10 protein-coding genes are annotated in these 9,972 nt (G+C 57.5%); all 10 read right to left on the bottom strand.

The features are described 5' to 3' along the window. Positions 1-410: 410 nt before the first annotated feature. Positions 411-1,067 carry an RNA polymerase sporulation sigma factor SigH gene (sigH, locus tag DFP98_RS37750; protein ID WP_116065811.1) on the bottom strand — a complete coding sequence of 219 codons (657 nt, stop codon included), beginning with the start codon at positions 1,065-1,067 and terminating at the stop codon, positions 411-413. A gap of 172 nt (positions 1,068-1,239) precedes the next feature. Then, positions 1,240-1,788, bottom strand: coding sequence for an NYN domain-containing protein (locus DFP98_RS37745; protein ID WP_116065808.1), 549 nt, complete (start codon positions 1,786-1,788; stop codon positions 1,240-1,242). Beyond that, the gene (gene rlmB, locus DFP98_RS37740) at positions 1,781-2,626 is read right to left on the bottom strand and encodes a 23S rRNA (guanosine(2251)-2'-O)-methyltransferase RlmB (RefSeq protein ID WP_246017186.1); all 846 of its coding nucleotides are present in this window, start codon (positions 2,624-2,626) and stop codon (positions 1,781-1,783) included. The genes DFP98_RS37745 and rlmB overlap by 8 nt, the downstream gene beginning before the upstream one ends. A 188-nt stretch (positions 2,627-2,814) precedes the next feature. Beyond that, positions 2,815-3,258, bottom strand: a complete 444-nt coding sequence (locus DFP98_RS37735) for a Mini-ribonuclease 3 (protein ID WP_116065806.1) — start codon at positions 3,256-3,258, stop codon at positions 2,815-2,817. After that, the gene (gene cysS, locus DFP98_RS37730; RefSeq protein WP_116065805.1) at positions 3,255-4,667 is read right to left on the bottom strand and encodes a cysteine--tRNA ligase; all 1,413 of its coding nucleotides are present in this window, start codon (positions 4,665-4,667) and stop codon (positions 3,255-3,257) included. The genes DFP98_RS37735 and cysS overlap by 4 nt, the downstream gene beginning before the upstream one ends. Positions 4,668-4,674: 7 nt before the next feature. After that, positions 4,675-5,460, bottom strand: coding sequence for a serine O-acetyltransferase (gene cysE, locus DFP98_RS37725; RefSeq protein WP_116065804.1), 786 nt, complete (start codon positions 5,458-5,460; stop codon positions 4,675-4,677). 432 nt (positions 5,461-5,892) lie between these two features. Continuing rightward, a complete protein-coding gene (gene gltX, locus DFP98_RS37720; RefSeq protein WP_116065803.1) occupies positions 5,893-7,353 on the bottom strand; it encodes a glutamate--tRNA ligase in 1,461 nt (486 codons plus the stop codon). A 58-nt stretch (positions 7,354-7,411) separates the two neighbouring features. Further along, positions 7,412-7,888 carry a 2-C-methyl-D-erythritol 2,4-cyclodiphosphate synthase gene (ispF, locus tag DFP98_RS37715; protein WP_116065802.1) on the bottom strand — a complete coding sequence of 159 codons (477 nt, stop codon included), beginning with the start codon at positions 7,886-7,888 and terminating at the stop codon, positions 7,412-7,414. 16 nt (positions 7,889-7,904) lie between these two features. Then, positions 7,905-8,600, bottom strand: a complete 696-nt coding sequence (gene ispD / locus DFP98_RS37710; RefSeq protein ID WP_116065801.1) for a 2-C-methyl-D-erythritol 4-phosphate cytidylyltransferase — start codon at positions 8,598-8,600, stop codon at positions 7,905-7,907. Positions 8,601-8,856: 256 nt separating this feature from the next. Beyond that, positions 8,857-9,948 carry a PIN/TRAM domain-containing protein gene (locus DFP98_RS37705; RefSeq protein ID WP_116065800.1) on the bottom strand — a complete coding sequence of 364 codons (1,092 nt, stop codon included), beginning with the start codon at positions 9,946-9,948 and terminating at the stop codon, positions 8,857-8,859. Positions 9,949-9,972: the final 24 nt, after the last annotated feature.

Raw genomic sequence — 9,972 nt, 5'->3', positions numbered from 1 at the left:
TGTTCAGACATTTTTCCCACTGCGCTCATCCTCCTCATGTACTAAGTGTACATTTTCGTGGTGGAGGACTCCAACTGAATTAGGGGGCTGTGGAGTATATTTTTTCAAAACGACCGATTCCCCAATTTAAGCCGGATATTCCGCTCTATCGCCGCCAATCGTCCAACCAGCTCATCTACTCGCCCACGCATCCGGGGAAATGAAGCTAGCGCCTGAGGAACGGAGTGTAGAAGAAACTACAACCTACATGAGTACCGGAAGGTCCCGCTGAACTCAAGCTTCGACGTCGAATCTGTTCCCCGAAATGCCTAGCGAGCAGAAGCGGACTCCTGGAACAACCTCTCAAAGGGCGTAAAAAAAGCAGCTACATGTTGGCTGCTTGTGCTGTACTGCTTATAGAATGTATCGGATCAGTGCTCACTGCCTATGTCGCGAATTTCCAAGTACCGTTCGAGCTTGCGCTTAACGCGCTGAAGGGCGTTGTCGATCGATTTTACATGCCTGTCCAGATCAACCGCGATTTCCTGATAAGAGCGGCCATCCAGGTAGAGCATCAACACCTTGCGCTCCAGATCGCTCAAGATCTCGGACATCTTGTCCTCAAGCCCGTAAAATTCCTCTTGATTAATGATCATTTCCTCAGGGTCGCACACCCGCGAACCGCAGATGACATCGAGCAGCGTTCGGTCCGAGTCCTCGTCGTAAATGGGCTTGTCCAAGGAGACGTAGGAGTTCAGAGGAATATGCTTCTGCCGAGTGGCCGTCTTGATCGCGGTGATGATCTGTCGGGTGATGCACAGTTCCGCGAAGGCCTTGAACGATGCCAGCTTATCGCCCTTAAAGTCGCGAATCGCCTTGTAGAGGCCGATCATCCCTTCTTGAACGATATCCTCTCGCTCCGCTCCGATGAGGAAGTAGGATCTCGCTTTGGCTCGCACAAAATTGCGATATTTATGAATGAGAAACTCTAACGCTCCGCTATCTCCCAAGCGAACGAATTCAACGATGTCCTCGTCGGCCCTGAAGTCGTACTCTATTGTTGCCAGTCTCTCCAAGTCGACGCTCACGAACATCCCTCCGGTCTGCATTGGCGTACTGGAACCTCTTGCTCTAACAAACTATTATCAATATACTTGATCCGGCGCATAGCGTCAATGGATGCGCCGTTATTGGTCCACAAACCCGCCATGGAAAAATTGTAAATAAAATGCATAATTCGACACAAAGCTTTACAATTCGTCACGAATCCTTAAGCCCGCGTCTCATCCGTTCCAGTCGCAACTGCACATCCTCCGGCAAAATTCCTTCCAAAGGATTTTTTTTCAGCTGCTTATCGTTCCGGATTGTCGCCTGAATATCGACGCTACTCTGCCGAACCGCATGCCTCAGCTCGCGCGCCGACACCCGAAGCGCCCCTCGTCCAAAAACGACATGCTGTTCGACAAGATCGGAAGTGGCGACGTAGACGTTGCGTTTGACCGACAGCCACTCTCCGACAAGCCTTTCGATGCATTCGTCGGCGGTTTCCCGCTCCCTGGTGTAGACGACGCTGAACTTCTTGCGCGGACGATACTCCTTGCCGGTTCCGGGCACTCGGAACGCGTCGAAAACGACGATAACGATCAGTCCCGCGTAGCCTTGGTAGTCCGACAGCATATCCAGCAGCCGATCTCTCGCATCCTCCAGTTTTTCGTCTTTGAGCGCGCTAAGCTCGGGCCACGCTCCGATTACGTTATAACCGTCGACGAGCAGAACGTCCTCTCTCTGGAACTTTCTTCCCTCACGCATGTCCGGGAGGAGACGCCGGAGGCGGAGGATTGCCGCCCTTCGCCGCCGCTTGCCCACGCTGGCGAACGACCTCGTACAAAATGACGCCCGTTGCTACGGACGCGTTCAAAGAATTGATCTGTCCGGCCATCGGCAGCGACAAAATAAAATCGCATCTTTCCTTCACGAGCCTGGACAAGCCTTGACCCTCGTTGCCGATCACGATTGCGAGCGGCCCGGTCAGATTCGTCTCGTAGAAGCCTTCCTTCGCTCCGACGTCGGCTCCCGCGATCCACAGTCCCGCTTCCTTGAGCTTCTCCATCGTCTGCACGAGATTCGCCACTCTGGCGACCGGAACGTACTCGACGGCCCCTGCCGACGTTTTTGCGACAACGGCGGTCAGTCCGGCGCTCCGGCGCTTCGGTACGATGACGCCGTGAACCCCGGTGCAATCGGCCGTCCGCAAAATCGAGCCCAAATTATGCGGGTCCTCGACTTCGTCCAGAAGCACGATCAGCGGCGCTTCGCCCCGCTCGGCGGCGCGGGCCAGCAACTCGTCCACATCTGCATAGGCTACGGCCGCCGCTTGCGCGACAACCCCTTGGTGCTGCATGGCGGGAACGAGCCGGTCAAGCTTGCTTTTGTCCACCTGCTGCACGACGATGCCGCGCGTTTTCGCTTCCTCCAGAATCGGCTGCACAAGCGAACGCTGTGCCTGGGCGGATAAGAAAATTTTGTTGATCGAACGTCCCGCCCTAAGCGCCTCCAGCACCGGATGTTTACCGGCTACATACTCTTCCTCGTTCTTTAAAGCCCCGCCTTCGCTCTGCCAATCGTCATCCTTCGCATCGGCCTGAATGCTGCGGGGCGGACGAGCGTCATGCTTCTGCTCCTTGCGGTCGCCTCGCCAGGAAGCAGGGCCGCCGTGATTGCGCCCTCCCTTGCCTTTGGAAGCCGGCTTCCCGCCTTGTGCGGGACGGCCGCCTGCCGAAAATTTCGGATCCTTGTTGCTCATTTGTGTCCATCTTCCTTTATCGTTTAATGCGCTTAGTCAACATCCGCTGCTGCGAACGTCAGCTCCATCAGCTGTTCCAAGCGCTCTTTTTTCCCTTGGTAATACAAATAACCGACAAGACATTCCAGACCCGTCGCCTGGCGGTAATCCGCAGGATCGGCATTGCGGGGCGGCTGACCGGACTTCGTATTGCGCCCTCTGCGAACGATGTCCGCCTCTTCCTCCGTGAGCAAGGGCGCCCAGCGCTGCAGCAGCCTCGCCTGCGCCGCGGCGGATACATATTTCGTCGCGGCGCGGTGCAGCTCGTGCGGCTTGCGGCTGCTGCCCGCGATTAAGCGCTGGCGGACGTACACCTCGAATACGGCGTCGCCCACGTAAGCGAGCACGATCGGGGACAGAAGATGAACCGGAACGTCGGCTGGAACGACCGGCGCAATGACGGGTGCAATGACGGACATCTGCGTGCGTTCCGTCATTTGCGGCGCCAGCGGATGCCCTGCGGGGTATCTTCCAGCACGATGCCTCGTTCCGCGAGCAGATCGCGAATTTCATCCGCTCTGGCGAAATCGCGATTCGCGCGCGCAGCCGTCCGCTCGGCGATCAGAGCGTCCACCTCTTCGTCCAGCAGCTCCACGTCCGCTTGATCGGGGATTAAACCGAGGACGCCGTTCAACTCTTCGATAAGCTCTCCGATGTACAACAGATCCGCCTCGCTGACGATTTCCTTCTGCAAGTACGCATTGGCTTCGGATACGATCCCGAACCAGGCGGTAATCGCGTCCGGCGTGCTGAAGTCGTCCTGCATCCGGGAATGGAAATCCGCGCGCAGCTGCTCCAGCCGGGCCTTCAGCTCCGCGTCGGAAGCCAGAGAGAGCTTGCCCTTGGCCACTGTAGACAGCCGGTGCTTTACATTGTCGCGGCAGTTGGTCAGCCGCTCCACGCTGTTGGCGGCTTGACGGATCGTCTCGTCGCTGAAGTTCAGCGGACTGCGATAATGCGTCGCCAGCATCAAATAGCGGATCGCGTACTTGCTCGCGCCTTGCAGAAGCTGGCGAACGTTAACGCCGTTGCCGAGCGATTTGGACATTTTCTCGTTGTTGATGTTAACGAAGCCGTTGTGCATCCAGTAGCGCGCCAACGGTTCGCCCGTCAACGACTCCGACTGCGCGATTTCGCATTCGTGGTGCGGGAACTGCAGGTCATGGCCGCCTCCGTGAATGTCCAGCGTATCGCCGGCGAACTTGCGCACCATGGCCGAGCATTCGATATGCCAGCCCGGGCGCCCTTCTCCCCACGGGCTGGACCAATGAATCTCGCCCGGCTTTGCCGCCTTCCACAGCACGAAATCCTGCGGGTTTTCCTTGCGCTCATCCACATCGATGCGGATCCCGTACTGCAATTCATCGAGATTTTTGTGAGACAGTTTTCCGTATTCAGGGAACGTCGAAGTGCGGAAATAAACGTCTCCCGCGCTTTCATACGCTTTGCCCTGCTCGACCAGCTCGCGGATGAATTCGACGATCTCTTCGATCGTCTCCGTCACGCGGGGCGACACCGTCGGAGGATAAGCTCCCAGCGCCTCGCGATCTTCTTTGAACGCAGCGATAAACTTCTCCGCCACCTCCGGCACCGTAATGTTCATGTCCGCTGCTTTGCGGATCATTTTGTCGTCGACGTCCGTATAGTTCACGATGTAATTGACCTGGTAGCCGATCGCCTCCAAATAGCGTCTCACGACATCGAAGAAGATAACCGGCCTGGCATTGCCGATATGAATGTAGTCGTACACAGTCGGGCCGCATACGTACATATTCACTTTTCCCGGCTCGCGCGGGACGAAAGCCTGCAGCTCCCTGGTCATGCTGTCGTATATTTTCAAGTTCACGTTTATTTTAGCTCCTTTTTTTCTCCAAATCCGGAGAATGCATAAGATCGCGCATAGGGTCGGAAGTGTTGTCCTCTCCCGGCTGCGAATAGTCGATCGGGGCGGATGGCTGCCCTAATCTTCCGCCGTCAGGTTGAACGCCCGGTTGGCGTCCCCCTTTGAGCCGTTCCACTTCGGCCTTGAGTTCATTGATTTCCTTCTGCATGAACCGGAAAGTCTCGATAAGCGGATCCGGCAGGTTCGTATGGTCGAGCCGATCGCCGATCTTCTTGCCGTTGCGCTTGACGACGCGTCCCGGAATGCCGACGACGGTGCTGTTCGGCGGCACCTCGCGAAGCACGACGGAGTTGGCCCCGATATTCGTATTATCCCCGACCGTGAACGATCCGAGCACCTTGGCCCCCGAGGCGATGACGACGCGGTTGCCGATCGTCGGATGGCGCTTGCCCTTCTCCTTGCCCGTTCCTCCGAGCGTGACGCCCTGATAGATGACGACCTCTTCCCCGATCTCGCACGTTTCGCCGATCACGACGCCCATGCCATGGTCGATGAACAGCTTGCGTCCCAGCTTAGCTCCCGGATGAATCTCGATCCCGGTAAAAAAGCGACTGGCTTGAGAGATCAACCGGGCGACCGTATACAACCGGCGGCAGTAAAAAAACTGCGCGACGCGATGCGCCCATATCGCGTGCAGCCCCGCATACGTAAAGACGACTTCAAACCAGCTCCGGGCCGCGGGGTCGTTCTCGAACACAGCTTCGATGTCCGATTTGACCGTGCGCCATATCCCCATAGCCCATCCCCCCTTTTCTCTGACTCCTACGGCACTACGATTTTCAACGCGCTCTATAATAAAAAAAGCCCCTGCAGCGAAATTTCGCTGCAGAGACGTCGTGACGCGGTCCCACTCTGCTTAAGCAAGCGCCAATCGCGGCAAGCCTGCTCCTCAACGGATCGGTAACGGGAATCCTCCCGGCACCGCTTAACGAAGCCGCGGCAAACGCGACTATCGTCGCATCCCCTGTCGGTTGTCCGCTCGGCGGCGCAGCTCCCAGGCGCATTTCGGTTCTGCGCGAATGAGGCGGCTCTCAGCCATGGCCGCCCTCTCTGGGCATTCTGCAGCAAAACTTACTTTCCTGTTCGTCGCACATTTTCGATATGACTCAAGTATATCCCAACCCCGAACCGGTGACAAGACGCAGCCGCCGATCCGGGCGCGGTAGCCCTACAGCCGCTCCGCCAGACGCTTCAGCACCTTGTCCCGGCCGAGCAGCCAGATTGTGCCGTTGAGGTCCGGGCCATGCATCTGTCCGGTCAACGCGACGCGGATCGGCATGAACAGCCCTTTTCCCTTGACCCCGGTAGCCGTCTGCACCGCTTTAATCAGTGCCTTCATATTGTCGATCGTAAAGCCGGCTTCGCCCGCTTCCTCGATTTGCTGACGGAACGCCTGCAGCACGGTCGGCACGGTTTCTTCCGCAAGCACCGCGCTCGCCTCGTCGTCAAAAACCAGCTTCTCTTGGAAAAATAAATCCGACAGCGCCACAATCTCCGCTCCGAACCGCAGATGATCGCGGAACAGCGTCACCAACGCCGAGGCCCACTCCGTCTCCTGCTCGTTCGGCGCTTCCGGCAATCTGCCGGCCGCCTTAAGATGCGGCAGACACAGCCCCAGCACCCGCTCCGGCTCCGCCTGCTTCAAGTAATGCTGGTTCAGCCAGCTCAGCTTGGCCGTATCGAATACCGCCGGACTCTTCGACAAACGGTTGGCGTTGAAAATTTCAATCAACTGCTCCCTGCCGAAAATCTCTTCCTCGCCTTCAGGGGACCAGCCGAGCAGCGTAATAAAGTTGAACAGGGCCTCCGGCAAATAGCCGAGCTCGTCGTATTGCTGAATGAACTGTACGATGGACTCGTCCCGCTTGGACAGCTTCTTGCGCTGGTCGTTGACGATCAGCGTCATATGTCCGAATTCCGGAGGCGTCCAGTCGAACGCTTCGTAAACCATCAGTTGACGAGGAGTGTTCGTAATATGGTCTTCCCCGCGCAGTACGTGCGATATCGCCATTAGATGATCGTCGACGGCTACCGCGTAGTTATACGTCGGAATTCCGTCCTTCTTAACGATGACAAAATCGCCGAAATCGTCCGATTTGAACGAGATCTCGCCTTTAACGATGTCCTTGAACGTATAAGTGCGATCGGCGGGAACAGTGAAGCGAATGCTCGCCGCTCGTCCTTCCGCAGCCAGCTTCTCTCTCTCCTCCGCACTCAGGCGACGGCATTTGCCCGAATATTTCGGCGTTTCGCCGCGCGCGGATTGCTCCTCGCGTTCCCGCTCCAGCTCTTCCTCCGTACAGTAGCACGGATAAGCAATCTGACGATCCAAAAGCTGCTGCGTATGGGCACGGTAAATATCGAGACGTTCCGTTTGGCGGTATGGCCCGTATTCACCGGGGCGATCGATGCTCTCGTCCCAGTCGACGCCCAGCCATTTCAAATATTTGAGCTGGCTCTCCTCGCCTCCGGCAACATTGCGCTTAACGTCCGTATCCTCAATGCGGATAATAAATTCTCCCCCGTGATGACGGGCAAACAAGTAGTTGAAAATAGCGGTTCTCGCATTGCCGATATGCAGATGCCCCGTCGGGCTAGGCGCATAACGGACGCGGACTTTAGTAGACATAATCCATTCCTCCTCGAACAATCGTGTATCTATTATGTTGCGCGCAGGCCCTTGCAGCCTACTCCTTCACCAGAAGAACGACCGCCTGCGAAGCGATTCCTTCGCCGCGCCCCGGAAAACCGAGCCGCTCGGTCGTCGTCGCCTTCACGTTGATCTGAGTCTCCTCGCATTCAAGCGCGCGGGCAATGACCGTGACCATTGCCGGAATATACGGAGCCATCTTCGGCGCTTGCGCAATAATCGTCGCATCGGCATTGCCCAGCTTGTAGCCCTGCTCCTTCGCCAGCTCCCAGACACGCTCAAGCAGCTTTACGCTGTCGGCGTCCTTATACGCCGGATCGGTATCGGGAAAATGCTTGCCGATATCCCCCAGACCCAAAGCCCCGAGAACCGCGTCGCTGATCGTATGCAGCAGAACGTCCGCGTCGGAATGGCCGAGAAGGCCTTTTTCATACGGTATCGTCACGCCGCCGATAATGCACGGCCGGCCTTCCACCAATTGATGAACGTCAAACCCTTGTCCCACTCTAATCATATTGAAAGCTCCTCCCCTAACTCTGCCGTCTCCATTTATCCAGCAGAAGCTCCGCGATCGGCAGATCCTCCGGCGTCGTAATTTTCAAATTCGCGTAATCGCCCCGGACGATAGCCACCTTGCGCCCCAGACGCTCTATCAGCATCGCATCGTCTGTCGCCGCCGCTCCGTCCTCCTTCGCCTGCCGGTGCGCCTGCATCAGCTCCAGCCGCCCGAACGCCTGCGGCGTTTGCACGCTCCACAGCGTGCTGCGCTCCGGCGTCGCCACGATAAAGCCCTGCCCGTCCGATACTTTGATCGTATCCTTCACGGGCACCGCCAGCGCAGACGCGCCATGGTCCTCGGCAGCGGCGCAGCAGGCCGCGATCTGCTCCGGGGAGACAAGAGGCCGCGCCGCATCGTGTACGAGCACGCCCTGCGTACGCAAGGCTCCCAGCCCGGCATACACGCTGTCTTGGCGTTCCGCGCCGCCGACGATCACGTCGGCAACTTTGCCGTAGCTTCCCGCCGCCACAATCGTCGCCGCCCGCTCCGTCTCGCCTTCTCCGACGACCAGCACGATGGAGGAGACGACGGCGCAGCGCTCGAAAGCGTCAAGCGCGTAATCGAGCACCGTCTTGCCGCCCAGTTCCAGGTATACCTTGTTGTCCGCAGCTCCCATGCGGGTTCCCCGGCCTGCCGCGACAACCACAGCCCCCCACTCCCAAGACATTTTCAAGATCCCCCAACGCACGATGCTAGAATAACAAACGAAAGACGGGACACTGTAGGACGTGACTGAAAACCCGCTCGGGGGCATCTTTCACCGCCTTTTCGCCCCCTGCTTCGTCACTTTTGCTTGACGTACCTCCGGTACGCCTTCACAAAAGTCCTTGCATGGAACGGAAATTCGGCAAAATCTGCTGCCCTCGGAGTATCCAGACACGCCCTTGAGCGCGTCCCGCCCGTAATTCTATTATCATACCGCTTCAGAGCGCTTTTTCCAATAGCTTCGGCTTGGCGAAAATCATTCGGCCCGCCGAAGTCTGAAGCACGCTCGTCACGAGCACCTCCATCGTCGTTCCGATGTAATCTCTCCCGCCCTCCACAACGATCATCGTGCCGTCGTCCAGATACGCGACGCCTTGCCCGTGCTCCTTGCCGTCCTTGATGACCTGCACGATAATTTCTTCTCCAGGCAACACGACCGGTTTGACCGCATTGGCGAGATCGTTAATGTTCAGGACGGAGACGCCCTGCAGCTCGCATACTTTGTTCAAATTGAAATCGTTCGTTACGACCTTGCCCTTCATCGCCTTGGCCAGCTTCACCAGCTTGCTGTCCACCTCGCCCGGCTCTTCGTTCGCATCCTCGTAGATAAGTACTTTGACGTCCAGTTCCTTCTGAATCTTATTCAGAATGTCCAATCCCCTGCGTCCTCTGTTGCGCTTGAGCAGATCCGAAGAATCGGCAATGTGCTGCAGCTCCTCCAGCACGAACTCCGGAATGACAAGCGTGCCTTCAATAAATCCGGTTTTGCAAATATCCGCAATCCGGCCGTCGATAATGACGCTTGTATCCAAAATTTTATGCTCTTCGTAACGCGGTCCCGTCTTCTCGGAGGGTTCTCCCCTTCTGCGTCCTTGCAGCAGCGTGCCGAGCTCGTCCCTTTTTCGCAGACCGACGCTCAACCCGCCGTAACCGAGCGCAAGCGCAACTCCCGCCGCCAGCACCTGTCCTACATAAGGAATATCAGTCACGTACGGATACAGGAAAGAAGAAAGCGCAAGGCCAATCAGCAGCCCGACCATACCGGTCAGCAGCTCTGACAGCGGATAGTCCGACAACCTGTCAATCGTGTGATGCAGCGAACGCGATAGCGGCCCCGCCACGGAAGTAGCCAGCAGGAATCCGGCCCCCGCTCCGATAACCAGGCTCAACGTACCGCTCGCCCCCGTAGTCGCTCCCAGCAGCGTACCCATCCAGGGCGACTCGCCGGCAAGCTGCGGAGCCGACATTTGCTGGCCAAGCAGCGCTCCGATCAGCAGCCCGAACGTCTGAATTACTCTTTTCATAAGCATAGAATCACTCCCTCTCTTGTCCTC

Origin of the sequence: Cohnella phaseoli, from assembly GCF_003386235.1 — a bacterium.
GTDB lineage: Bacteria > Bacillota > Bacilli > Paenibacillales > Paenibacillaceae > Cohnella > Cohnella phaseoli.
This window is presented reverse-complemented; position numbering and strand designations above follow the sequence as displayed.

Excerpts from the sequence above, each read along its gene's own strand:
- DFP98_RS37735 (WP_116065806.1), bottom strand. The coding sequence starts at position 3,258 with ATGACGGAACGCACGCAGATGTCCGTCATTGCACCCGTCATTGCGCCG.
- ispF (WP_116065802.1), bottom strand. The coding sequence starts at position 7,888 with ATGATTAGAGTGGGACAAGGGTTTGACGTTCATCAATTGGTGGAAGGC.
- cysE (WP_116065804.1), bottom strand. The coding sequence starts at position 5,460 with ATGGGGATATGGCGCACGGTCAAATCGGACATCGAAGCTGTGTTCGAG.
- DFP98_RS37705 (WP_116065800.1), bottom strand. The coding sequence starts at position 9,948 with ATGCTTATGAAAAGAGTAATTCAGACGTTCGGGCTGCTGATCGGAGCG.
- gltX (WP_116065803.1), bottom strand. The coding sequence starts at position 7,353 with ATGTCTACTAAAGTCCGCGTCCGTTATGCGCCTAGCCCGACGGGGCAT.
- DFP98_RS37745 (WP_116065808.1), bottom strand. The coding sequence starts at position 1,788 with ATGCGTGAGGGAAGAAAGTTCCAGAGAGAGGACGTTCTGCTCGTCGAC.
- ispD (WP_116065801.1), bottom strand. The coding sequence starts at position 8,600 with ATGTCTTGGGAGTGGGGGGCTGTGGTTGTCGCGGCAGGCCGGGGAACC.